The following is a 23,405-nucleotide window of genomic DNA, read 5'->3' as shown; positions in this document are numbered from 1 at the left end:
CGCAGGTTCGCAGGTTCGCAGGTTCGCAGGTTCGCAGGTTCGCAGGTTCGCAGGTTCGCAGGTTCGCACTCGGTTGTCCTGTTGCACACAGCAAGGTGCATACGTAGCTGCGCTTATCCCCAAGCTGATGTGCCAGCTGATGTTGCTGCTCCTAAGCTTCCGGCTGCTTCTCCATACTGCCCGCTTTGGAGCATTTCGAGTACTATCGGGTACATAAGATACATTGAGATGCCATTTAGGACGAAGGCAACAGCGCATATGATGAGCGCTGTTTTTGCAGACTTCTTCAGTTTTAGTGCTGCTTGAGCGATTGAAGGTTCCTTATTCGCAAGTCCATTAAGCTTACGATACGCCAAACCTGCGCATATAAGGCCGATGGTTCCTAGAAGCATCCCGCCAATGAGCAAAGATAAAGGTCCTGCAATGTATGCGAACGTGATTTTGCTTTGCGCCGATCGCAAGGCCCTCGTGTCTTGTACATTCGGCTGAAACGTTCGATTTGCCTCTTGCGAATTGTGCTGAGTTGAATCGATTAGCTGAGAAGGCCCGTTGCTGCCAATGTCCTTGGCTGTACTCTGCTGAGGTTGGCTCTTCAATTCCTCATTGCTTTGCGTATTGTTTTGCAATGCATGAACAGGGTTACTGAGGGGACCATCTTGTTCGCTGCCGTTTACGCTGTTTTTGTCCGTTTCGTTATCTGCCATAGATTACTTCTATTCGCTAATTCCGCTGCTGCCAAAACCACCCTCGCCCCGTTCGGTGCTTGAGAGCGCATCTACGGGCGTGAATGACATATGCGGTACCGGCATGACAACAAGCTGTGCAATTCGGTCTCCAACATGAATCGTAAACGGTTCATGTGGATCGGTGTTTTGCAAAATGACTTTGAGCTCACCACGGTAATTACTGTCAATGAGACCAGGAGCATTTACTACCGTTATGCCGTGCTTGATAGCCAAACCGCTTCTAGGCAATACGAAGCCTGCATATCCTTCCGGGAGAGCGATTGCAAGCCCCGTGGGCACTAATGCTCGCTCAAATGGTTGTAATGTTAGAGATTCGGAAGCGCGTAAATCCATGCCGGCATCTCCGCTGTATGCATAGGATGGAATCTTAGCGGCTTCGTTAAGGGTTTTGATTTCAATTTGGACTTCGGTCATAAGCGTTATTTCAATCCTTCGAGTGCTGCCGCAAATTCTTCGACATTTTGGAAGTCTTTATAGACGCTGGCGAAACGTACATATGCGACGTCGTCGAGCTTTGCAAGCCTGACAAGCGCCATATCGCCGAGCTCTTTTGAGCCGATTTCGTTTTTAGAGGCATTACGAAGTTCTGCTTCTATGCTGTCGATAAGTGCGCCCAGCTGCTCAGGTGCTATCGGGCGTTTTGCACATGCAATAAGCAATCCTCGCATGAGTTTTTGGCGATCGTATGCTTCCGAAGATCCGTCGGACTTGATGATGATAAGCGGGCTATCACCGAGACGTTCGTAGGTGGTAAATCGTCTACCGCATGCGAGGCATTCGCGCCTGCGGCGGATGGTGCTCCCGTCGTCCGACGGACGTGAGTCAACTACTCTTGATTCAAGATTTCCGCATGCTGGGCATTTCATGCTGTGCACTCCTTAGGCTCGACAGCACGTAGCCTAACATACTAGATATGGGCTTTGACACCCTTGATAACAAGAGTGCACCAAATCGTAATACTAAATATATGGCGCTTCCTGCGATTGATATTTGCAAACGCTAGAACAGGATTACGGCAAGTGCGATTGCAGTTCCGATTGCGGCAATAGCTGCCGTTTCGCGTCGGGTTGCACATTGAGGAGCAATGCCTTTTGCAGTTCCCGATGAAATTGAAAAAGACTCATCGAGATAGTTTGCAATCAAATGAATGATCCGCACTGATGCATTGGCGAATCGACGAAGTGAATTGGCTGCATGTCGGGGCTGCCGTGATGCATCAGAGGGTGTTTGCCTGGGAAACGCAATGATGCGCGCGTGACGAATTTCGGCCTGAGGCTTAAGAGCTGCCGACCCAGCAACTGGGAAAAGACTTTCGCGATGTTGCATTTTCTTTCTCCTTTGCCCTTGCGTAGAACCTTTGTTCGCATATATAATAAGGCGAACAAAGGTTCATGTCAATGATTTCTTGAAACATTTGTTCGTGTTGACTATAGGAGAAAGGAAGGCGCATGTCCGATAAAATTACGAAGCGCCAGCAAGCTGTTCTTGATGTGATTGAACAGTGCATTCGCGAAAAGGGCTACGGCCCCACTGTGCGCGAGGTGTGTCAAGCGCTTGGCTTGTCCTCCCCTTCTACCGTGCATGTGCATTTGAAGGCGCTTGAGGAAAAGGGGCTCATTAAGCGTGATCCTTTGAAATCACGTTCCATTGCGCTTACTTACCCGCTTGATCACACTGAAGAAGCAACAAGTATTCCGCAGGCTGAATATGACAACCTTGTTACCATTCCCCTTGTTGGCAACGTGGCTGCTGGTACGCCGATACTCGCTGAACAGAACATCACCGATAACATTACGCTCCCCACTGAGATTGTTGGTGATGCGCCTTCGTTCATGCTGTCGGTTCGCGGCGAAAGTATGATTGAAGCCGGCATTAACGATGGCGACTACGTTGTCGTAAAAGAGCAGCCCGTTGCGAGCAACGGCGATATCGTCGTTGCTATCATCGATGACGGGGCTACGGTTAAGCGTTTCTTTAAAGAGCAGGATCATATTCGTCTTCAGCCGGAAAATTCTTCTATGGAGCCCATCATTACCACTGATTGCTCTATTGCCGGTAAGGTGGTTGCGGTATTTCGCAGGCTGTAGGTTATAACCAGCTGCGGGGTAGAACCGGATGCAGGTTGTAACCAGCTGCTGATTGCGTGTTTGACTGCTAACCGATGATGTCGGGCTGACGACTGGCAAACTGCGGGTGAAACAGCTGACAACGCTTCAGCTACCGGGAAGACTTACAGGTTTTTGACGTAATCGTCCTGCGAATGTTGTTCGATAACTTCGGTGGGCGCGTTCGTTTTTGATTGAACAATGTAGCTGTTCTGCAATTCGGCAGCTTCGCAACTCCCTTGTTGTTATCGCAGGTTGAATTGCAAAGCTGCCGTTGTTCTCTTGATGGTTTGCTAGTTTCGCTCTACGACGTAGGGGGCAAAGTCGTTCGCGAAGGCCGGTGGTGCAAGAATAGTCAGATGAGTTCCTGTTTCGGTATGGTCTTCAGTAAGCACTCTGCATCGTTGGTGGGCTATCGATACTAGGTTTCCCTTGTTGTAAGGAATCAGCACTTCTAGATGGGAATCTTGGGCTGATGCGATGTGGGCGATTCTTTCAATAAGCTCATCAATTCCGAAGCCGTCTGCGGCCGAAACCAGCATCGCGTCGTATCGGTGCTTTAACGCTTCGCGCTGTTCTTCTGAAAGCAGGTCGCATTTGTTGAAAACCAGCAGCCTGGACAGGGATTGAGCGCCGATTTGGTCGAGCACTTCTTCTACCGCTGATATCTGTCCCTCGAATTCCTCGGATGAAGCATCCACAACATGCAGGATAAGGTCCGAACCGGTAATCTCATCAAGCGTTGATTTAAACGCTTCCACCAGCGTGGTGGGCAACTTCTGGATGAATCCAACGGTGTCGGTGAGCGTTATTTCTCGACCTTCGGGCAGTTCGTATTTCCTTGTTGTAGAGTCTAGCGTGGCGAACAGCTTGTCGTACGCTAGGACGTCTGCGTTTGTTAGACGATTCAGCAAGCTGGATTTGCCGGCGTTCGTATAGCCGGCTAGCGATACCTTGAACATGCCGCTTTCGTAGCGAGATTCTCGCTGAACCGCTCGGACTGCTGCTAGGTGCTCGAGCTCGCGCTTGATTGAAGTGATGCGTTTTCTGACCAAGCGGCGGTCAACCTCAAGCTGGCTTTCGCCTTCGCCAAATCGCGAGCCTACGCCGCCACCCATGCGGTTTGAGGCCAAGTGAGCCCACATGCCACGCAATCGCGGAAGCAGATACTGATTCTGCGCGAGCCGAACTTGCAGCCTGCCTTCCTTGCTTGTTGCATGCAATGCGAAGATGTCAAGGATTAGAGCGGTTCTGTCGATCACTTTAAGGTCGCGATCAACGGATTTCTCGAGATTCGATTGCTGCGATGGAGTAAGCTCGTCGTCGAAGATGATAAGGTCGGCGCCGTTGGCGCGGCATAGGCTTGCTATTTCCTCCACCTTTCCGCTTCCTACGAACGTGCGCGGATTTGGGGCATCAAGCTTTTGCGTGGTAACTGCTACGGTGTCTGCGCCTGCGGTGTCGGCCAGGCGTGCGAGTTCGGCTAACGAAGAACTCAGCGGCCATTGTTGTCCTGGGCGCTCAACGCCTACCAGCACGGCTTTCTCTCGCTTCTGTTCGGCTACGCATCGCGCTCCTTTGACAAGCACGGATTCATATTCCGACATTCGAATACCTTCCTGCATATAGTTAAGCCTGAGCGCTACATGGAGATGGCTGTTGTAACGTGCTCGCATGTAGCATTCGGGCTTGAAAAAAACGAATGAACGTAAGCGCTGCTTGCGTTCATCGATACTACCATATTCGTATTGCTTGGCTGGGGTTTACACTTCCACCGTGCCCTGGAAAGATTCGACTGCAGGGCCCGTCATCATAACGTGGTCGTTCTCGTCCCACAGGATATGCAGCGTGCCGCCTCGAAGCACGATGTCGTTTTCCCTGCCCGAGCGGCCGGTCAGCGCTGCAGCTACATTCGTGGCGCAAGCGCCGGTTCCGCATGCAAGCGTTTCGCCGCAGCCGCGCTCGAAAACGCGCATATCGATGGCGCCAGAACGAACATGCGCAAACTCCACGTTCGTCTTCTCAGGGAAAGCCTCGTGCGACTCGTAGTATGCGCCGATCTTATTCAGATCAAGCGTTGCAAGCGACTTGTCGTTTGTGTTCATGAACAGTTCATCGCTCAGTTGCGCGAAATCATCGATGAAGCAGATAGCATGCGGATTGCCCATGGAAACGCAGGTGAAAGCGAACGTACCCCATGGAGAGGTAATGGCAACGTCTTTCGCAAACGCCGCACCATCGGCGCTGGTAGCATTCGCCGGAACGTTAACGGGAACATCGCTGGGCTCAAGAATGGGATGGCCCATATCGACCGTGGCGCGCGTCATCTTGTCGTGATCGTCAACTTCGAAGCTGATGGGTTTCGGGCCGGCAAGCGTGTCGGCAATAAACTGGCCATCGCTTGCTTGAACGTATCCGCGATCAACGAGGTATTTTGCGAAGCAACGCACGCCATTGCCGCACATCTGGGCCAACGTGCCATCGGAATTGATGTAATGCATGTAAGCTGCGCATTCGCTGCGCTCTGACGGGCGAACCAGGATGACGCCATCGGCGCCAATGCCGAAATGACGATCGCACAGCAGTGCAACCTGTTCTTTCGTCAGGTTGATGTCACGTGAAAAATCATCCATAAAGGCAAAGTCGTTGCCAAGCCCGTGAAGCTTTACAAAATCAAGTTCCATATAGTTTTCTGCACGCTCCTTGTTCGTGTACTAATCAGAGTTAAGTTTATCAAGCACGGTGAGTGCTTCTGCTGCGAGCGCGTCGGTATCCCCCGAATCTGCGCAAAGCCAGTGAATGCGCTTATCTTTGCGAAACCATGTTCTCTGGCGTTTTGCATATCGGCACGTTGCCGTTTTGATGGCTTCTATCGCTTCTTCATGGCTGCATGTGCCATCGAGCGCGCTGACGATTTCCTTGTAGCCAATGGCTGACGGTGCGGTAACGCCTTCGCGGAAACCATCTTTCAGCAGGCCTTTCACTTCTTCGACTAAACCCTGCTCAATCATGTGGTCAACGCGAGCTCGAATGCGCGTGCGCAAAATGTTCGGCTCAACGGCAAGTCCGATGAATACCGCCGGAACGTATTGCTCGATATGCGCAAGGCGCTCCTTTTGCTGGGCGTAGGAGGTGCCGTCTGCAAGCAGCTCGAAAGCTCGTACGACGCGCTTTACGTCGGCTGGTGGGATAACGCTTGCACTTTGCGGGTCGACTTTCTGCAGTTCGCGCCACAACGCTTCGACACCATGCACGTTCGCGAAGGTGTTCCACTTGTCGCGAATAGCGTTGCCGACTTGCTCCCCTTCGGGAAATTCATAAGCATCGATTGCCGCTCGAACGTAGAATCCGGTCCCGCCAGCTAACACGCTTCGCTTTCCGCGTTTTTCGATATCGCGAAAACAGGTGCGCGCATATGCCTGAAACAGCGCAGCCGAATACGGTTGACCGGGATCTATCAGGTCAAATCCGTGGTGCGGGACAATGCGCTCAGATGCGGGAAGCTTGCCCGTTCCAATATCCATGCCTTTATATACTTGCATGGAATCCGCGCTTACCACTTCCCCGTTAAGACGCGCTGCCAGTTGCTGTGCCACATCGGTTTTGCCCGATGCTGTTGGCCCGACCACGCATATGACGGGGCGTTTGAGCGTGAACGTTCCGGGTGTTTGCTGGGTACTAGCCATTATCAACGATGGTTCCAGACAGGTACCAGGTTTTGGCTTCGTCAACCTTCACGTTTACGATGGAGCCTGCCAATGCATTTGCGGATATGCCTTCGGGCAGCGGTGCGTGCACCGTTTGATTTTTCGGGCTTTTGCCGGCGATCAGCAGATTGTCGCGCTTCGATGTGCCTTCCACCAAAACGGGAACGGTGCGGCCCAGGTCAAGCTGGTTCTTCTCGTAAGCATGTTTCTGCACGATGTCGACAAGACGATCGAAGCGCTGCTGGATGACCTCATGCGGCGTGTTGTCGACCATCTTTGCGGCGGGCGTGCCTTCGCGCTTTGAATAGATGAACGTGAATACCTGATGATAGCCAACGGTGTCGACAAGGCGCGCCGTATCCTCGAAATCTTGCTCGGTTTCACCTGGGAAGCCGACGATGATGTCGGTTGACAGGGCGATATCAGGGCAGGCGTCGCGTAGCTTGTCGATGAGCTGCAGGTAATGAGCGGACGTATAGCGCCTGTTCATGGCTTTCAGCACGGCATCAGAGCCCGATTGTGCGGGAAGATGCAGGGCCGGCATAAGCGAGCGCAACTTGCCGAACTTAGCGATTACCTCGTCGGACAGATCCTTTGGATGGCTGGTTGCAAAACGCAGACGTTCGATGCCCGTTTGGTCAAGTGCATCGAGGATTTGCGCAAAACGCGGGCTGCCGTACAAGTCGCGGCCGTAGGAGTTCACGTTTTGCCCCAGCAGCGTGATTTCCTTCACGCCTGCCGCGACATAACGTTCTGCTTCAGCAACGATATCCTCGATGGGACGCGATTTTTCACGGCCGCGTACATAGGGAACGATGCAGTAAGTGCAGAAGTTGTTGCAGCCGATGGTGATGGGCAGCCATGCTGCCCAGGAATGCTCGCGTGCCGTGGGCAATTCGGTTGGGAACGACGTGGAAGCGTCAAGCACCTCAACCTGGTGGCCGCCTTCTTCGATAACGCCCTGAAGCAAGCGCGGAAGCGATGCGAGGTTATGCGTGCCGAACACGACATCTAGATGCGGCAGCTTTTTCGTAAGCTCTTCCCCATCACGCTGGCCAATGCAGCCACCAACGGCGATGATGCGCTTCTTTAGAGGGGAATTATCGCGCAGCGGCACGTTTTTGAGCGAGGCAACCTGGCCATACAGTCGCGTGTCTGCAGCTTCGCGCACGCAGCACGTCATGTACACGAGGACATCGGCTTCTTCAACAGTTTCAACCATCAAGCCGCCGAGACCTTCGAGCATGCCGCTGATGCGTTCGGAGTCGTGCTTGTTCATCTGGCATCCGAACGTGCGAACGCAGAAATTCATGTTCATGAATGGGGTTTGCATACAGAGATGTTCCTTGTTGTAGTTGTAAAATATTGAGGCAATTGCTAGTCTTTAGCTGGCGTTGATACAGTAGTTCCGTGCAGCTGACGCGATTCAACTGCGAAACGGATGGCGGTACGATATTCGCCATCGATAACGATGTCCGCGAATGAGGGAATGCAGGCAATCTCGATGCCGACAGGCGATAAAAAGCCGCGAGAAATGGCGATGGCTTTGACAGCCTGGTTCACAGCACCTGCGCCGACAGCTTGGATTTCCACCGGAACGCCGTCTTTTATCATGCCGGCAATAGCCCCGGCTACCGATGCGGGCGAGGACTTCGAAGAAACTTTCAAGCACCCGGATTCAGGTGCGTCATGTGCCGTGTCCATGCATTTTCCTTTTCGTGTTTCGTTCAGTGTGCGTTTATGCAATCGAGTGAAATGCAGGGTAAATTGTACCCATTCGGTCACCCGTCCGCAACATGATGTGGAGGCGCTGTGCTAGCGCAGCTTTATCAAGGGGATGCTGATGTGCAACGCGTCTTTCGCCACCCGGATGGTTGGCTCTACGTCGTCTTGCAGATAGTAGTCGCGCGCAAGGTTTCTAAACGCGGCTTGGATGCCGTTCGTGAATACGGCGGCGTCGTTTTGCGCAATCCTCAACCCGCGTGCGTCTTTTGCTTCGTGCTTGTTTGAAACCTTCATTGACGGCTGCTCATCCGAGTTTTGCTGCGCCGATAATGCCGACGAAATGCGCGCGAGCAAGGGCGCCAACGGGGCGATTTGCCCATCTATGATTCTGCGGGCCGATCGCTCCGACATTTCAAGTCCTAGCTTTGCGGCAACTTCAGCGAACTGCGCCGGATTGGTGGTAGCTGCAAGTCTTTGGCATATGGGAAGGATGTCGACGCCACCTGCTTGGTTTCGTGTTTCTGCGGTTATCGACGAAAGCCCTAAGGCGTACAGCGAGGCCGCGATATCGGTTGCCGATCCCAGGTACACTTGGCACGTTGCGCGCGATTCGATTGAAAACTCGCAGGCAGTGCGCATGATGTTCTTAGGTCCCCGAACAGATACCGTTCCTGATTCGCCGAGGTTGAATGTGGGAAACGTTGACTGGTCGGTTTTCTCTGAAAGCTTATCCAAGTTCGTTTGGATAACGAAGGCGGAACCGCCCTGTTCTCGGGAGGCGACGATTTCGGCGGATTCGGCATTAACGGCAATGGAATACAGCGCCATGCCTCGCCCATGTATGCCCCATTTGTCCATGTGCATCGAATCGAGTTTCGACGTGACGCGCGGTTCGAACACAAGTTTCCTCATATGAGCCGGCACACCATCGCCGTTGTCGATCATGACGATGCGGCGGTTCTTGCCGTCTCTGGTACAAGCGACGAAGATTGCAGAGGCGTGTGCGTCGCGAGCGTTGCGCAGCATCTCGATGACGATATCCTCGGTGCAACGGATGTCTTGCGCTGCTTGGCGCCTTTCCGCTTCCGAAGACCTCAAACGAACGAAGCCACCTCCGAGGTCTGCTTCGACTCGGAGGTGGCTTTCGCCGCAGACGTCTTCTATAAACGAGGCAAGCGTGCCGTCGCTCATATCATTCGCCTTTCTTGCTACTTTGCGATGCCGATTGCGCGACTTTCGCGGATGACAACAACCTTTACCTGACCGGGGTACTGCATCTCGTCTTCGATGCGCTTCGCGATGTCGTGCGCAAGCACGGTGGTTTGAGCTTCGTCGACAACGTCCGGCTCAACCATGACGCGGACTTCGCGGCCGGCTTGGATGGCGTACGTACGCTCGACGCCCTTGTAGGAGTTGGCAATTTCCTCAAGTTTCTCAAGACGCTTGATGTAGGCGTCCAGCGTTTCCTTGCGGGCACCGGGGCGCGCAGCGGAAACGGCGTCAGCGGCCTGCACGAGCACATCGAGTACGCTGTTTGGCTCTACGTCGTTATGGTGCGCTTCGATAGCGTGCACGATGGAAGGCTTTTCGCCGAAACGACGTGCAAGATCAGCGCCGATGACGGCATGACTGCCCTCGACCTCATGGTCAACTGCTTTGCCAAGGTCGTGCAGTAGGCCTGCGCGCTTTGCGGGAACAGGGTCAAGTCCAAGCTCGGAAGCCATGACGCCAGAAAGATAGGCGACCTCCAGCGAGTGGTTCAGCACGTTCTGACCGTAAGACGTGCGATAACGCAGACGGCCGAGCGTGCGCACCAGCTCAGGGTGCAGGTCGTGAATGCCCGTGTCGAATGCAGCCTGCTCGCCAGCCTCCTGCACGCGCTGGTTCACGAGCTTTTCTGCCTTGCCGAACATCTCTTCGATGCGCGCGGGATGGATGCGGCCGTCGGCAATAAGGTTTTCCATGGTGACGCGGCCGATTTCGCGGCGAACCGGGTCGAAGCACGAGATGGTGACGCACTCCGGCGTGTCGTCGATGATGAGGTTCGTGCCCGTGAGCTGCTCGAACGAGCGGATGTTGCGACCCTCGCGTCCGATGATGCGACCCTTGAGGTCATCGGACGGGATATGGATGGCCGAAACGGTGGTTTCAGCCGTGTGGTCGGCGGCAACGCGCTGAATGGCCAGACTGAGGATGGAGCGAGCCTTCTTGTCGGCTTCGGCTTTCGTGCGCGCTTCAGAATCGCGGATGATTGCGGCAGATTCGTGCGCCACTTCGTCTTTCAGCGTGTCGAGGAGCTCGGTTTTCGCTTCGTCAGCCGTCATGCCGGCTACTTGCTGCAAACGCATGCCGATTTCCTGCTCAGATGCATCAAGATCGCGCTGGCGACGCTCAAGCTGGCCCTGCATGGAAGAGATTTGGTGTTCGCGGGAATCGAGCGACTGTTCGCGAGAATCAAGCGATTCAACGCGGCGATCGAGCGATTCTTCACGCTGGTTGACGCGCTGCTCGGCGGCGCGAACCTCCTTCAGACGCTCTTTGTTTTCCGCCTGCGCCTCTTGGCGAAGTCGCAGTGCTTCGTCCTTTGCCTCAACGACTGCTTCACGGCGCAGCGTATCTGCCTGGCGTTTTGCGTCTTCCACGACGTTGTGCGCTTCTTCAGCGGCGCGCTTCGTCGAGGAGTTCGCAAGGTACTTCGTTACGATGAAGCCAACGGCGATGCCCACGATGGCGCCAACAACAAGCCAGATAATGGATTCCATGCGTTCCCCCTTTCGTATTGGGTTGGATAACAGTAGGTTTCAGGTTTCCATTGCATAAAAAATCCCGGCATGACCGGGCAAGAGCGTACGTGCGCAAAAGAACTGGACGTATATGTTTTTCGTTATATACAAACAGTGCCGCTGCGGGCACATGTGCTCTAGCTTGTTTCCATGATAAAGGTTCGTAAACATTTCGAAAAGGCCTGCACACCAAAAAGCCGGTTTCTCCAGGAGAAACCGGCTGGCATGGCGCTAGAGGAAGCGCCATCGTTATGCGTATGGTTGGTATTGCTATTAGAATTCGGCTTGTAACGAATTGTCGGTTTCGTGCTCTTCTGACCAAATACGAGCCGCCGAAGCTGACACGGATGCGCCGTAGCCCTTTTGCATGAGCTTGCGGTAGGCGGAGTCGCGAAGTCGTTTCCCTCGGGGTGGTTTCGCGTCAAGGAAAGCCAACGCTCTGGCAAGTTCGTCTGGCCCTGTTTGCCCCTCGGTTGCCTCAAGATAAGCAGTTACGCTGTAAGGTTCGATATCAAGCGTTACGAGCTCTGCAGCTATCCCCTGCAACCCACGGCCTTGGGATAAGCGGCTGCGAACAAGCACGTCCGCGAAGCGTTCATCGCTGATAAGGCCGCAGCGCAATGCGCGCTTGATGGCGGCTTGGGCAACTTGGGGATCGAAGCCGTCTTTTTCGAGCCGTGTTTGCAAAGCCTTGCTTGCCTGTTCTCGCATGCAAACAAGGCGCTCGATCTTGCGAAAGGCTTGCTCTTCGGTAAGGGCTTCTGGCACATCCTTGCTGGAATTCTGCCCAAGGGAATCGTATTCGTTCGATTGCATGGACGCCATTCGCTTACGGCTCACCTGGTTTGGCTGTTTCGCGCGGCTTCTAGACCCGGTTTTACCCTTACTTTGCTGTGCGTCAGCGCTTGGGGAGTTTTCTATCTGACGGATCCTGCGCTTCAGCTCTTCAATCGAAGGCGCTGCTTGGTATGGCATGCCTTATCGCTTTCCTTTTGGCTTTGCGACCGGGTTCACCGCGTCGAAGTCTTCCTGCTCGCGCGTGATGATGGGGATGTCGAACGCCTCCCTGACCTTCGTTTCAAGCTCGTCGCGCAAGTCGGGGTTTTCCTTCAGCGTTTTCTTCGCGGCTTCGCGGCCCTGGCCGAGGCGCTCTTCGCCATAGGTGTACCAAGCACCAGATTTCTTTGCCACACCTGCTTCTACCGCCATATCGACGATGCAACCCTCACGGGAGATGCCTTCGCCGTACATAAGGTCGAACTCTGCCTGGCGGAACGGCGGGGCCACCTTGTTCTTGACGACTTTCGCGCGTACGCGGTTGCCGACGATTTCGCCGTCGCGTTTGATGGAGTCGATACGGCGCACGTCGATGCGGACGCTGGAGAAGAACTTGAGTGCGCGGCCACCCGTGGTGGTTTCGGGGTTGCCGAACATCACGCCGATTTTCTCGCGCAACTGGTTGATGAAGATGCAGGTGGTGTTCGACTTCGACAGCGAACCTGCAAGCTTGCGCAGCGCTTGGGACATAAGGCGCGCCTGAAGACCTACCGTGGTGTCGCCGATTTCGCCTTCGATCTCAGCGCGGGGCACCAGCGCCGCAACCGAGTCGATGACGACGCAGTCGATGGCGCCTGAGCGCACGAGCATATCGCAGATTTCAAGCGCCTGTTCGCCGGTGTCGGGTTGAGAGATGAGCACTTCGTCGATGTCGACGCCGAGGCGCGCGGCATATACCGGGTCAAGCGCATGTTCGGCATCGATGAACGCAACCACGCCGCCGAGCGCCTGAGCTTCAGCGAGAATCTGCAATGCGAGCGTGGTTTTACCGCTGGACTCAGGGCCATAGACCTCGATGATGCGGCCGCGGGGCACGCCACCAATGCCAAGGGCAGCATCGAGCGGGAGTGCGCCGGTGGGGATGGCGCCGACGTTGAGGTCTTGCCCCCCATCGCCGTACTTCATGATGGCGCCTTTGCCGAACTTCGTTTCGATTTGGTCGGTGGTGACCTTGAGCATCTTGAGTTTTTCGTCGTTCATGCGCGAGTGACCTTTCTTCATGCGCTGTGCGAAATGCAGCACGTCTTATTATACGAACGTCTGTTTGCGAGTCAAGCGATTTAGCAAACATCGGTACGGTATTTCATAGTAGCGTGTAAATCTTGCAGACCTTTTGCCGATAGAGCGAGCGAAAGCACGCGAAACCTTACCGATGTGCACAGTCGCCGCACTATTCCCTTTGTGAAAAAGCTTGCAGCGATGCGCGGTCGCAACATCGCTGCAAGCTTTCATCTTGTTCTGGTTGATTATTTAGAAGCAGAAACGGCGTTTTCAATCAGGCGCAATGCGTGGCGTGTGGTCTGTCGACGCACCTGATTCCTGTCTCCTTCGAAGTGCACGGTTTGCGAGGAGACGTTGCCATTGCACGCAATGCCGAAACATACGGTTCCCACCGGCTTGTTCGGCTCGGCGCCGCCGGGCCCGGCGATTCCGGTAACCGCTACGGCCGCGTCACACCCCAGCGCGCTGCATGCGCCAACTGCCATTTGCTCGGCAACCTGGCAGCTAACCACGCCATGCTTGTCAACGGTTTCTTCAGACACGGCAAGCTCGGATTCCTTGACGGAAACCGCGTAGCTGACAACGCCTCCGCGCATCACGTCGGAACTTCCGGGGACTGCGGTAAGGGCGGCGCTGATCATGCCGCCTGTAAGGCTTTCGGCGGTTCCGACCGTAAGGCCTTGCTGGCGCGCCTGGGAAAGCACGGATGCGGCCAAGCTTTCAAGCTGGCTGTCAGTAACCTCGATGTCTTCGGCTTCCTTGGCTTCGTCGGAGGACTTCGCGGCCCCGCTGTTGCCCTTTTGTGTAACCTGCTTGCTTTCGGCTTCGCCACGCGAGGCCTTTGCTTTCTTGCCCTTGCGGGGCCCAAGGCCGATAAGATCGCGAGCTTTCGAGATGTAGTCAAGCATGGACACGATGGTAAGCGCAAGCGCCACGAACATGACGGCCCAGCTGAGCACCCACATCATGTCGGAGAACGCATCGATAAGCGTGCCCATCATGTAGCTGTCCTTCACGGTGAACATGACGATGGCGATCATCTGGAACACCGTTTTGAACTTGCCGTACCAGCTGGCCGAAATGACAACGCCTTTGCTCGCCGCCACCATGCGCACGCCCGATACGATGAACTCGCGGGCCACGATGATGAGCGCCACCCAGCTTGGCAGCACGCCTAGCTCGACAAGCGCCAACAGGGCCGCAACCACCAGGATTTTGTCGGCCAGCGGGTCCATGAATTTGCCGAAGTCCGTCACCTCGCCGCGCGAACGCGCAAGGTAGCCGTCAAGCCAATCGGTGCACGAGATAAGCACGAAGATGGCTGCGGCGATGAGGCTTTTCGAGTATTCAGCGATGTCGGGCAGGTTGAACCATTGCGGCCACGGGCTAAGCAGCGCCACCACGAACACGGGTACCAGGCAGATGCGCACAAGCGTCACGATGTTCGCGGGGGTCCACAGACGCGTGGTGGTTTCCGGCGCGGCCTCGACTTGCAGCTGAGCCATGGGCTATTCGCCTTCCATTTCGTAGAGCAGCGTGTCTGCGATTTTGACTTGGACGATTTCACCGGGTTTCCCGTGATCAACATAGGTGACGCCGTCGACTTCCGGTGCTTGGCACATGGCGCGGCCGAACAGTTGGCCGTCCTCTTCGGTGCCTTCGACCAGCACGTCGACCGTGCTTCCCACGCGGCTGGCGATCAGCGGCGTGCACACGTCGTCTGCCAGGTCGCGCAGGCGTTGCGCGCGGAAAGCCTTTTCGTCGTCTTCAACCTGGTCGGGCAAGTCGTATGCGCGCGTGCCCTCTTCGCGGGAGTAGGCGAACACGCCGATGTAGTCGAACTGGCCCTCTTCCACGAAATCGCACAGCTCGTCGAAGTCGTCTTCGGTTTCGCCGGGGAATCCTGCGATGAGCGTGGTACGCAGCGTGACGCCCGGCACCGTGTCGCGAACGTGCTCCATGAGCTGCTCGTATTCCTCGCGCGAACCCTTACGGTGCATGGCCTTCAAGATGCGCGGCTGCACGTGCTGCAGCGGGATATCGAAGTAGTTGCAGATGTTGTCGTGGCCGGCAACGGTTGCCAGCAGCTCGTCAGTGATGCCCTCAGGCTGGATATACATGATGCGGAACCAGGTATCGGCAAACTCGTCGGCTAGTTTGCCTGCAAGCGTGCCAAGGCTTGACGGTTCGTCAAAGTCTTGGCCCCAACGGCCCGTATCCTGCGCAATGAGCACGACCTCGCGCACGCCTTCGGCCACCCGATCGGCCACATCCTGGCGCACCTGTTCGTAGGGGAAGCTGTGGTAGCGCCCGCGGATATAGGGAATGGTGCAGTACGAGCAGAAGCGGTCGCAGCCGTCGGAAATCTTCACATAGGCAGATACCGCGCGCGTGCCGTCAAGGGCGATGGCGCCTTCGGGCACCGCACCCAGCGTTGCGCTGCGCAGATCTTCCAGCACGCTGTCGGTAAGGCCGAGCGCGCCAGCAACGATGGACGAGATGTCGTCTTCTTTGCTGCACGGGACAAACGCGCTTGCTTCCTGCAGCTCGTCTGCCAGCTCTTCACCGTAACGCGCCGGCATGCAACCTGCGACGATAAGCGCCGCACCTGCGGCTACGTTGGGCATGCCCGCAACCTCGAAAATGGCCTCGAGACTTTCCTCGGTGGCGCTTTGGATGAACGAGCAGGTGTTCACGACGACCGCGTTGGCCGTTTGCGGGTCGTTTGCTATGGCGAAGCCGGCGCGGCGCAGCTGCGATTGCATGCGTTGCGTGTCCACTTCGTTTTTGGCGCACCCCATGGTGACGAACGCGACGGCGGGCGGGTTCGTGCTAGAGAAGTTGGTGTTCGGTTCCACGAAAATCCTTAGCGATAGTTGACGTACTGAAGCGGTTGGCCGTAGTCCTGGCCTTTAAGGAACGCGATGACTTCCTGCAACGTGTCGCGCGAGGCGGACGAAACGCGCAGCTTGTCACCCTCGATAGCCACCTTGACCTTGAGCTTCGTGCCTTTGATGTCCTTGTTGATTTTGCCGGCGGTTTCTTTGTCAATGCCCTCGACGATGGTGGCAACCTGGCGCACGGTTTGGCCCGTTGCCGCCTGGGGGTCGCCCCACTTCACGGCCGCAAGGTCGATGCCGCGCTTGATGAGCTTGCTGCCGATGATGTCGATGACCTGGCGTGCAACGAAATCGGCGGGCGCCGCCACGGTGATGGTCTTCTTCTGCTTGTCGAGCGTGATTTCGGCGCCGGAGCCCTTAAGGTCGTAGCGCTGCGAGAGCTCCTTTTTAGCCTGCTGGAAGGCGTTGTCGACTTCTTGCATATCGACGCTGGACACCACGTCGAAGCTGGATTCTTTAGCCATGTTGGATCCTTTCGGTTTCGTGCTTGTAAGCGTGCTGAAGCGATGCACGCCGAGCTTATTGATAGGTGGTAGAGGTGCCGGTTCCCGTGTTGCTTGAGGTGTTGGCGCCTGTTGAGCCCGTGGAGTTTGCCGTGCCCGTTGCATTCACGGCGGTTCCCGTACCCGTTGCAGATTGCAACTGGGTAGAGGTGCCGGTTCCGGAATAGGTGCTGCTGGTGCCTGACGTGCTTGTGGATGTTGGCGTGGTGCCGCCCGTAGACGTTCCGTTCGTGGTTGCGGACGTGGAGCCCGTCGTCGACGTGCCGTTCGAACTTGAATTGTTCGTAAGGCCATCCACTTTTACGTTCGGGTGGTCTTGCGCCCATTGTGCCAGGTAATCCTGGAAGTTGACCGTGGCGGTGGGCATGCCTGTGGTGGCGTCGTTAACGAAATCGACCGCTTTGCCGTCCATAGTGACGGTGAAGCCGCTTGACACCCACGAGGCAAGGCTCCACGTGCCGGACACGTCGACCGTTTTGTCAACCGGGCCGGTAAGCATCTCCTCGGTGGCCTGGCCGTCCTGCGTGATGACCACATAGGCTGTCTGGCCGCTTGCCAATTTGTATTGCACCGTCACGCTAGTGGGCGCGGTTTCAGCGGACTGCGTTTGCTGCGACGTGTCGTTCGAGGCAGACTCGCTGGTGCCGCTGCCGTCCGCCGACGTGTCCGTGACGCCGGTGATGGGGACCTTCGCCACGTCTTGCGAGTTCGAAGCACCCTTGTTGCCGAACAGCAGCGCGATGATGACCACGAGCAGCACCAAGATGACTGCCGCAACGATAACGTACGGCAGGCGTGTTTGGTTTCCGCTGCGGCCCATGTTCTGCGACCCGGAATAGAAATTCGTGAACTGCGTGGTAACGGCGCCACCGACGCGAGCTCCGCGGCGGCTTTCGCTCTCGGCGCGCGCTGCGCGGGATGCGAGCGGCTCGTGATATTCGTGCGTGCTGGCGTTCGAGCGGCTGCGGCGCGTGGTGCCGCCTTGCGTGCGGTCCGAGCGGCGCGAAGGCGTGCCGTCGCGGCCTTCCCTGCCCGCGCGCTGGCCTTCGCGCTGCCGCGCGCTTGCCTGGCGTGCCTCGTGGTGGGATACCGAACGCCGGCCTGAAACGTGCGCAGGCGACTCCGATTCGCCGCGCGTGCGACCGACCTGGTACGCGTACGCTTCGTCAAGGTACATGCGCGTGATGTCGCTGGGGTTAAGCCCCACCAGACGTGCGTAGGCGTTCACCATGTTGCGCGTGTAGCCGCGTGCCGGCAAACGCGAAAAGTCGTTGTTTTCGATGGCTCGGAGGATGTCGGGGCGAATGCGCAAGCGACGGGCTGCCGACTGAACGTCGTAGCCTTTTCTTTCGCGAGCTTCGCGCAAGACGGTGCCGAATGAAACCTGCGCCATGTCTTCTCCTTATTAGTTGTCGCCGTCGTGCTGCTCGAACGCTTTCAGCGTTTCAAGCTCCATGGCGTCGACGAGCACTTCTCGAGGCTTGCTGCCGTTTGGCGGACCGACAACGCCTTTGTCTTCAAGCATGTCCATTATACGCCCAGCGCGTGAGTAGCCCACTTTGAGGCGTCGCTGGATATTCGATGTTGAACCCAGGCCGCTTGACACTACCAGGTCGGCTGCTTCCCAGATAAGCGGGTCATCGTCGGCGCACGTACCGCCGCTTGCGTCGGAGGGGCACGAACCAAGCGTGATGAGGTTCGTCGACAGAATCTCCGAATGGTATTCCGGCTCTCCCTGCCCGCGCAGCTGTTCGACCACGGCGTTGATCTCGTCCTCGGACACGTAGCAGCCTTGGATGCGCATGGGCTTGGCGTATTCGGGCTTGCTGAGCAGCAAGTCGCCCAATCCGATGAGGTTTTCGGCGCCGGGCGTGTCCAGGATGACACGGCTGTCGATGCCGCTAGCCACATTGAACGCGATGCGGTTCGTGATGTTCGCCTTGATAAGGCCTGTGACGACGTTGGTGGACGGGCGCTGCGTGGCCACGATAAGGTGGATGCCGGCCGCGCGCGCAAGCTGCGCGATGCGGCTGATGGAGAATTCCACTTCTTTGCCAACGTTCATCATGAGGTCGGCAAGCTCGTCGATGATGATGACGATGTAGGGCAGCTCGTCGCCCAAATCGTTCTCGGGCGGCTGCTCCCCTGCCTCTTCGGCGGCCTTCGCGGCAGCCTGCCACGCCTGCACTTTGGCGTTGTATTGCCCGATGTTGCGCGCGCCCACTTTTGAGAACACCTTCAGGCGGCGCTCCATCTCGGCAACGCCCCAGCTGAGCGCGCTAGCTGCTTCTTTGGGCTCCGTGACAACGGGTACGTAAAGGTGAGGGATGCCGTTGTACGGCGTGAATTCCACGCGCTTCGGGTCGATCATGATGAAGCGTACTTCGGCGGGCGTGGCGCGCATGAGGATGGACATGATCATGGCGTTGATGGACACGGATTTGCCCGAGCCGGTGGTGCCGCCGATAAGCAGGTGCGGCATCTTCGCCAGGTCGGACACGATGCAGTGGCCCTCGACGTCTTTTCCGATGGCGATTTGCAGCGGGCCGGGACCGGCGTCTTTGATGACGTCGCCAAGCAGCACGGTTTGGCGCGTGCGGTTCGGCACCTCGATGCCCACGTAGTTCGTGCCGGGAATAGGCGCGAAGATGCGCACGCCCGGCGCGGCCAGCGCCAGCGCGATGTCGTCTTCAAGCGCGGTGACGCGACTGACGCGCACGCCGGCGGGCAGATCGACCTTGAACAGCGTGACCGTCGGGCCGGCAACCCAGCCGACTACCTTCGCCATGATGTTGAAGTCTTCGAGCGTTTCCTGCAGGCATGCACCCGTTTCTTGCAGCTCGGCATCGGTGGCCAGGTCTTTTTCAGGGTTGGTGGATGTGGCAAGCAGATTCATGGGCGGCAGCTCGAAGCCCTGTTCAGGGCGCGGCGTTGCCACGGGTGTGGCAGGCTTCGACGAGGGGCGCGGTGCTGGTGCCACGCCGCGTTCAACCGGCTTGCGGCGGCCGAGTTTGCGCGTCAAGGCTTGCGGCTCCGCTTCGGCGGCGCGCTTCGATTGCTCTTCGGTTAAGGGGCGGGATGCGGCGACGGTGCGCGCTGAGCGCCTGCCCTTCGGCTTGTCGTCCTGGTCGAGCACCTGCGTGGGAGCAGATTCGAGTTCGGGGTTTGCAGCACCTACTTTGCGAATGCGGTCGGCCGGTCGGCTGACGCGGGCGAAAGGCGGTGCGGCAACAACGCCGTTTTCAGCCTCGGCGGCCTCTTTACGCTCTTCGGCGTAGGTGCGGAACTTCTGGATGATGCTGGACAGCGAAAACCCGATGATGACCAGGCCGGCGATAATGATGCCGATAAGCACGATGGCGCTGATGACCTGGCCAAACAGCTTCAGTCCGCACCAGGCAATGGCCGCGCCGATATATCCGCCGCGCGCGGTAAGCTCTGCGGGCAGGAACAGATTGTCGGTGGCATCAGGGGTGGTTTCCGGCGTGAACAGCGAAAACAGCGAAAGCGCCGCCACGAACACCAGGGCAAGCCCCAAGCTGACGCGCACGGGGATGCTTTTCTTTTCGACGCGCACAAGGCAGGCGGCCCCGATGGCCACCAGGAAAAACGGCAGCAGGTACGCGCCCAGGCCCAGGCACAGGTGCAGTGCCTGCGACACAAACGACGTTACCACCGCATCGGTGGGAATGACGGCGGCAACGAACAGCACGATGCCAAGCAGCGCCACCACCACGCCGGTGATGTCGCGCTTCGTGCGCTCGTCGAAGATGCGGGGTTCTGGCTGCGGCGCCGGCGCGCTTTTCTGAGCGCGCTTCTGCGCAGGGCTGGCTGCTTTCGACTTGCTTTGCGCGGTTTTCTTCGCGGGCGCCTTCTTATTCGATTGTTTGTTCGAGGCAGTTCGGGCCACGCCCTCCCCTTTCGTTCGCGAATCGTGTGCGGTGTACAGCGAAACGAGCACCCGGGCCTGTGCCTTGGGTGCTCGTAAGTGGTGCAACGTATGCAGGGCGCGGCTACACGTCGAGCAGGTTGATGACGGTCATCGGGCGCGTCTTCGTGCGCTCCCACAAGATGGACAGCAGCGCATCGCGCGCGGCCTTCTTCAGCTCTTTGCCCGAAGCGCCCTTGGCAAGCGCTTTCGTCATGGCGCTTTTCACGCTTTTCTCGCACTCGGAGGCAAGGTAGGCGTCGTCGCCGCCCGTGATGCCGTGCATTTCCACGGACACATTGCCCACAACAGCCTTCTTGCGCGAAGAGACGGCCACGGCCACGGCGGCAAAGCCCTGCGATCCAAGCGCCGTGCGCTCTTCAAGCACCTGCTCGGACGTGTCGCCCACTGACAGACCGTCCACGAACACGATGCCGGACTGCACCGTCTCACCGTGCTTGACGCCCTTCGTGGATAGTTCAAGGCTTTCACCGTTTTCGCAGATGAACACGTTTTCAGCTGGCACGCCCACCGCTTCGGCCAAGCGTGCATGAGCGCGCAGGTGCGTGGCCTCGCCGTGCACGGGCATGAACGCCTTCGGCTGCACGATGGTGAGCATGATCTTCAGTTCCTCGGCGGATGCATGGCCGGACACGTGCACGCGGGCGCGAGACTTGTCCCACACGTCGGCGCCGATTTTCGCCAGGCTGTTCACCACTTTCGTGACGGCCTTCTCATTGCCGGGCACAGGCGTTGCCGAGATGATAACGGTGTCGCCTGGCTCCATATCGATGGTCTTGTGCTCGCCGGCCGCAATACGTGCAAGTGCGGACAACGGCTCGCCCTGGCTGCCGGTGCACATGATGACCACCTGCTCGGGCGGGATGCCCTTCAGGTCGTACGCGTCGATGATGTCCTGGTCGGAGATCTTCAAATACCCAAGCTTGCGTGCGATATCGGTGTTTTGCACCATGGAGCGGCCCGTTACCACCACTTTGCGGCCGTTGGCCACGGCGGCGTCGCAGATTTGCTGCAAGCGATGGATATGGCTGGCGAACGATGCGACGATGACGCGTCCCTGCGCCTGGGAAATGACGCGCGAAAGCACCTTGCCCACTTCGGCCTCGCTGGGCGTGAACGTGGGGTTCGTGGCGTTCGTGGAGTCCGACATCATAAGGTCGACTCCTTCTTCTGCGAAGCGCGCCAGCGCCCCGAAGTCGGTGTGCACGCCGTCGATGGGCGTTTGGTCGAGCTTGAAGTCGCCTGTGTGCAGCACGTTACCGGCCGGGCTGCGGAAGAATACGCCCACAGCGCCGGGGATGGAGTGGTTCACAGCGAAGAACTCGGCCGTGATGCAACCGAGCTGCACCTTGTCGCCAGGCTTGATTTCCACGAGCTTCGCGTTCTTGATTCGATGCTCCTTGAACTTGCCCTCGATAAGGCCCAGCGTCATCTTCGTGCCGTAAATAGGCACCTGACGATCAAGGTCTTTGATGAGGTAAGGAAGCGAGCCTGTGTGGTCTTCGTGGCCGTGCGTGATGACGATGCCGCGCAGCTTGTCGGCATGCTGCAGCACATAGGTGTAGTCGGGAAGAATCAGATCGACGCCCGGATGGTTGTCGTCGGGGAACATCAGGCCTGCATCGTCAAGCACCATGTCGCCTTTGCACTCGAACACGGTCATGTTCTTGCCGATGGCGTCGAGGCCGCCAAGCGGGATGATCTTCAGCGTGGCGTTTTTGTCTTTCTTGGATGAATCGAACGTGCGTTTTTTCATGGAGCGCGAACGCTTGCGGCGCTCGCCTGCGTTACCTTCCTTTGAAAGTTTCGGACGCTCCAGGTCAAGCTTTACGTGCTTGACGGATTGCGTCTGCTTGCTGCCACCTTCAGCGCGCACGTCGTCATTGCGCTGGGGGCGCTTGTCGTTTTGGATCATAAACTATTTCCTTACTGCCTACGCACGAAGCGGGGCTGCACCCGGGCAGCCCCCCGTCGCCTCCTGGCTAGAGGACGCCGACCTCGCGCATGGTGCGCTCAAGCTCGGCAGACTGCTCAGCCGTGGCATCCACCAGCGGCAAGCGAACGCCGCCGACGGGGAAGCCGGAAAGCTTCAATGCCTCTTTGACCAGGATGGGGTTCGCTGTCTTGAACAGCCCTTCCATGAGGGGCATGAGACGCTCGTTCGCGGCAGCGGCTTCTTCCCACTTGCCTGCCGCGCACAGATCGACGATCTCCTTCATGCGAGAAGGAGCAACGTTGCCGATCGTGGAGATGACGCCCACGCCACCCAATTTCATGATGTCGTAGGTGGCGGAATCGTCGCCGGAGTAGACGCAGAAGCCTTCGGGCGCGCCTTCGACGATTGCCTTCACCTGATCAAGGTCGCCGGAAGCTTCTTTCACGGCGACGACGTTGTCGAATTCGTTTGCAAGGCGCAGCGTGGTTTCGGCCTTCATGTTCACCACGCAGCGGCCGGGGATGTTGTACAGGATGATGGGCAGCTCCACGGAGCCGGCAATAGTGCGGAAGTGCTGGTAGATGCCCTCTTGCGGAGGCTTGTTGTAGTACGGCACGACGCACATGAAGCCGTCGACGCCCAGCTTTGCCACATCGGAGGCGAAGCTCACCGTGTCGGCCGTGCAGTTGTCGCCCACGTTGGCGATAACGGGAATGCGGCCGTCAACAGCGGCAACCACAGCTTTGAACAGCTCGATTTTGCCGGGGTAGAACACCGTGGGGCTTTCGCCGGTGGTGCCGTTGATGATAAGCGAGTCGGCGCCGCCCTTCACAAGGCGGTCAGCAAGCTCCTGAGCGCGATCAAGGTCGAGCTCGAGGTTTTCCTTCATGGGCGTGACCATGGCGGGGATCATGCGACCAAAGCGAGGCTGCTCCATCTTATGGCACCTTTCTGTGCAAGCGCGCGACGTGATGCCGTGCGCGGTTTCCTGCT

The 23,405-nt window shown here is 57.4% G+C and carries 21 protein-coding genes; 1 reads left to right on the top strand and 20 read right to left on the bottom strand.

The features are described 5' to 3' along the window. Window positions 1-113: 113 nt before the first annotated feature. The 4 genes from ACWI6D_RS02455 to ACWI6D_RS02440 form a co-directional block, all read right to left on the bottom strand. The gene (locus ACWI6D_RS02455; RefSeq protein ID WP_449133538.1) at window positions 114-704 is read right to left on the bottom strand and encodes a hypothetical protein; all 591 of its coding nucleotides are present in this window, start codon (window positions 702-704) and stop codon (window positions 114-116) included. A gap of 9 nt (window positions 705-713) precedes the next feature. After that, window positions 714-1,160 carry a dUTP diphosphatase gene (dut, locus tag ACWI6D_RS02450; protein ID WP_449133537.1) on the bottom strand — a complete coding sequence of 149 codons (447 nt, stop codon included), beginning with the start codon at window positions 1,158-1,160 and terminating at the stop codon, window positions 714-716. 5 nt (window positions 1,161-1,165) lie between these two features. Beyond that, window positions 1,166-1,612, bottom strand: a complete 447-nt coding sequence (gene nrdR / locus ACWI6D_RS02445) for a transcriptional regulator NrdR (protein WP_129422874.1) — start codon at window positions 1,610-1,612, stop codon at window positions 1,166-1,168. A gap of 133 nt (window positions 1,613-1,745) precedes the next feature. Further along, window positions 1,746-2,072 carry a hypothetical protein gene (locus tag ACWI6D_RS02440; RefSeq protein ID WP_449133536.1) on the bottom strand — a complete coding sequence of 109 codons (327 nt, stop codon included), beginning with the start codon at window positions 2,070-2,072 and terminating at the stop codon, window positions 1,746-1,748. Window positions 2,073-2,194: 122 nt separating this feature from the next. Between ACWI6D_RS02440 and lexA the strand changes: the two genes are divergently transcribed. Further along, a complete protein-coding gene (lexA, locus tag ACWI6D_RS02435) occupies window positions 2,195-2,833 on the top strand; it encodes a transcriptional repressor LexA (RefSeq protein ID WP_302936243.1) in 639 nt (212 codons plus the stop codon). Window positions 2,834-3,144: 311 nt separating this feature from the next. Here lexA and hflX read toward each other — a convergent pair whose 3' ends face one another. From hflX to dapA, 16 genes are all read right to left on the bottom strand, one after another. Further along, complete coding sequence (gene hflX / locus ACWI6D_RS02430; RefSeq protein WP_449133535.1) at window positions 3,145-4,458, bottom strand: GTPase HflX; 1,314 nt, start codon at window positions 4,456-4,458, stop codon at window positions 3,145-3,147. Between the two features lie 156 nt (window positions 4,459-4,614). Further along, the gene (gene dapF, locus ACWI6D_RS02425) at window positions 4,615-5,535 is read right to left on the bottom strand and encodes a diaminopimelate epimerase (protein WP_449133534.1); all 921 of its coding nucleotides are present in this window, start codon (window positions 5,533-5,535) and stop codon (window positions 4,615-4,617) included. A 30-nt stretch (window positions 5,536-5,565) separates the two neighbouring features. Beyond that, a complete protein-coding gene (gene miaA, locus ACWI6D_RS02420; RefSeq protein WP_449133533.1) occupies window positions 5,566-6,537 on the bottom strand; it encodes a tRNA (adenosine(37)-N6)-dimethylallyltransferase MiaA in 972 nt (323 codons plus the stop codon). Beyond that, window positions 6,530-7,891, bottom strand: coding sequence for a tRNA (N6-isopentenyl adenosine(37)-C2)-methylthiotransferase MiaB (gene miaB / locus ACWI6D_RS02415; protein WP_449133532.1), 1,362 nt, complete (start codon window positions 7,889-7,891; stop codon window positions 6,530-6,532). Before miaB ends, miaA begins: the two co-directional genes overlap by 8 nt. Window positions 7,892-7,935: 44 nt before the next feature. Next, entirely contained in the window at window positions 7,936-8,262 is a 327-nt protein-coding gene (locus ACWI6D_RS02410) for a stage V sporulation protein S (protein ID WP_129422881.1), read from the bottom strand. Window positions 8,263-8,373: 111 nt separating this feature from the next. After that, entirely contained in the window at window positions 8,374-9,474 is a 1,101-nt protein-coding gene (locus tag ACWI6D_RS02405; protein WP_449133531.1) for an ATP-binding protein, read from the bottom strand. Between the two features lie 17 nt (window positions 9,475-9,491). Then, window positions 9,492-11,045 (bottom strand): ribonuclease Y, encoded by a 1,554-nt coding sequence (gene rny / locus ACWI6D_RS02400; RefSeq protein ID WP_288284173.1) that lies wholly within the window; start codon window positions 11,043-11,045, stop codon window positions 9,492-9,494. Between the two features lie 294 nt (window positions 11,046-11,339). Further along, window positions 11,340-12,041: a regulatory protein RecX gene (locus tag ACWI6D_RS02395; RefSeq protein WP_449133530.1), complete on the bottom strand. Its 702-nt coding sequence runs from the start codon at window positions 12,039-12,041 to the stop codon at window positions 11,340-11,342. Window positions 12,042-12,044: 3 nt separating this feature from the next. Continuing rightward, window positions 12,045-13,103, bottom strand: coding sequence for a recombinase RecA (gene recA / locus ACWI6D_RS02390; RefSeq protein WP_288284175.1), 1,059 nt, complete (start codon window positions 13,101-13,103; stop codon window positions 12,045-12,047). A 266-nt stretch (window positions 13,104-13,369) separates the two neighbouring features. Then, complete coding sequence (gene pgsA, locus ACWI6D_RS02385; RefSeq protein WP_449133529.1) at window positions 13,370-14,629, bottom strand: CDP-diacylglycerol--glycerol-3-phosphate 3-phosphatidyltransferase; 1,260 nt, start codon at window positions 14,627-14,629, stop codon at window positions 13,370-13,372. A gap of 3 nt (window positions 14,630-14,632) precedes the next feature. Beyond that, window positions 14,633-15,982 carry a 30S ribosomal protein S12 methylthiotransferase RimO gene (rimO, locus tag ACWI6D_RS02380; RefSeq protein WP_449133528.1) on the bottom strand — a complete coding sequence of 450 codons (1,350 nt, stop codon included), beginning with the start codon at window positions 15,980-15,982 and terminating at the stop codon, window positions 14,633-14,635. An 8-nt stretch (window positions 15,983-15,990) separates the two neighbouring features. Continuing rightward, entirely contained in the window at window positions 15,991-16,488 is a 498-nt protein-coding gene (locus ACWI6D_RS02375; protein ID WP_449133527.1) for a YajQ family cyclic di-GMP-binding protein, read from the bottom strand. Window positions 16,489-16,543: 55 nt separating this feature from the next. Next, window positions 16,544-17,920 carry a helix-turn-helix domain-containing protein gene (locus tag ACWI6D_RS02370; RefSeq protein WP_449133526.1) on the bottom strand — a complete coding sequence of 459 codons (1,377 nt, stop codon included), beginning with the start codon at window positions 17,918-17,920 and terminating at the stop codon, window positions 16,544-16,546. Between the two features lie 12 nt (window positions 17,921-17,932). Beyond that, the gene (locus ACWI6D_RS02365; RefSeq protein WP_449133525.1) at window positions 17,933-20,437 is read right to left on the bottom strand and encodes a DNA translocase FtsK 4TM domain-containing protein; all 2,505 of its coding nucleotides are present in this window, start codon (window positions 20,435-20,437) and stop codon (window positions 17,933-17,935) included. A 103-nt stretch (window positions 20,438-20,540) separates the two neighbouring features. Beyond that, window positions 20,541-22,232, bottom strand: coding sequence for a ribonuclease J (locus tag ACWI6D_RS02360; protein WP_288284209.1), 1,692 nt, complete (start codon window positions 22,230-22,232; stop codon window positions 20,541-20,543). 226 nt (window positions 22,233-22,458) lie between these two features. Further along, a complete protein-coding gene (dapA, locus tag ACWI6D_RS02355) occupies window positions 22,459-23,349 on the bottom strand; it encodes a 4-hydroxy-tetrahydrodipicolinate synthase (RefSeq protein WP_302936256.1) in 891 nt (296 codons plus the stop codon). Window positions 23,350-23,405 lie beyond the last annotated feature (56 nt).

The organism is Senegalimassilia sp., assembly GCF_977052095.1.
This window is presented reverse-complemented; position numbering and strand designations above follow the sequence as displayed.

What these genes read in the sequence shown, in the direction of transcription:
- pgsA (WP_449133529.1), bottom strand. Translation starts at nt 14,629, where the DNA reads ATGGCTCAGCTGCAAGTCGAGGCCGCGCCGGAAACCACCACGCGTCTG.
- recA (WP_288284175.1), bottom strand. Translation starts at nt 13,103, where the DNA reads ATGAACGACGAAAAACTCAAGATGCTCAAGGTCACCACCGACCAAATC.
- ACWI6D_RS02370 (WP_449133526.1), bottom strand. Translation starts at nt 17,920, where the DNA reads ATGGCGCAGGTTTCATTCGGCACCGTCTTGCGCGAAGCTCGCGAAAGA.
- dapA (WP_302936256.1), bottom strand. Translation starts at nt 23,349, where the DNA reads ATGGAGCAGCCTCGCTTTGGTCGCATGATCCCCGCCATGGTCACGCCC.
- ACWI6D_RS02455 (WP_449133538.1), bottom strand. Translation starts at nt 704, where the DNA reads ATGGCAGATAACGAAACGGACAAAAACAGCGTAAACGGCAGCGAACAA.
- lexA (WP_302936243.1), top strand. Translation starts at nt 2,195, where the DNA reads ATGTCCGATAAAATTACGAAGCGCCAGCAAGCTGTTCTTGATGTGATT.
- rny (WP_288284173.1), bottom strand. Translation starts at nt 11,045, where the DNA reads ATGGAATCCATTATCTGGCTTGTTGTTGGCGCCATCGTGGGCATCGCC.
- hflX (WP_449133535.1), bottom strand. Translation starts at nt 4,458, where the DNA reads ATGTCGGAATATGAATCCGTGCTTGTCAAAGGAGCGCGATGCGTAGCC.
- ACWI6D_RS02360 (WP_288284209.1), bottom strand. Translation starts at nt 22,232, where the DNA reads ATGAAAAAACGCACGTTCGATTCATCCAAGAAAGACAAAAACGCCACG.
- nrdR (WP_129422874.1), bottom strand. Translation starts at nt 1,612, where the DNA reads ATGAAATGCCCAGCATGCGGAAATCTTGAATCAAGAGTAGTTGACTCA.
- ACWI6D_RS02375 (WP_449133527.1), bottom strand. Translation starts at nt 16,488, where the DNA reads ATGGCTAAAGAATCCAGCTTCGACGTGGTGTCCAGCGTCGATATGCAA.
- ACWI6D_RS02395 (WP_449133530.1), bottom strand. Translation starts at nt 12,041, where the DNA reads ATGCCATACCAAGCAGCGCCTTCGATTGAAGAGCTGAAGCGCAGGATC.
- ACWI6D_RS02410 (WP_129422881.1), bottom strand. Translation starts at nt 8,262, where the DNA reads ATGGACACGGCACATGACGCACCTGAATCCGGGTGCTTGAAAGTTTCT.
- ACWI6D_RS02405 (WP_449133531.1), bottom strand. Translation starts at nt 9,474, where the DNA reads ATGAGCGACGGCACGCTTGCCTCGTTTATAGAAGACGTCTGCGGCGAA.
- dapF (WP_449133534.1), bottom strand. Translation starts at nt 5,535, where the DNA reads ATGGAACTTGATTTTGTAAAGCTTCACGGGCTTGGCAACGACTTTGCC.
- dut (WP_449133537.1), bottom strand. Translation starts at nt 1,160, where the DNA reads ATGACCGAAGTCCAAATTGAAATCAAAACCCTTAACGAAGCCGCTAAG.
- ACWI6D_RS02440 (WP_449133536.1), bottom strand. Translation starts at nt 2,072, where the DNA reads ATGCAACATCGCGAAAGTCTTTTCCCAGTTGCTGGGTCGGCAGCTCTT.
- miaB (WP_449133532.1), bottom strand. Translation starts at nt 7,891, where the DNA reads ATGCAAACCCCATTCATGAACATGAATTTCTGCGTTCGCACGTTCGGA.
- miaA (WP_449133533.1), bottom strand. Translation starts at nt 6,537, where the DNA reads ATGGCTAGTACCCAGCAAACACCCGGAACGTTCACGCTCAAACGCCCC.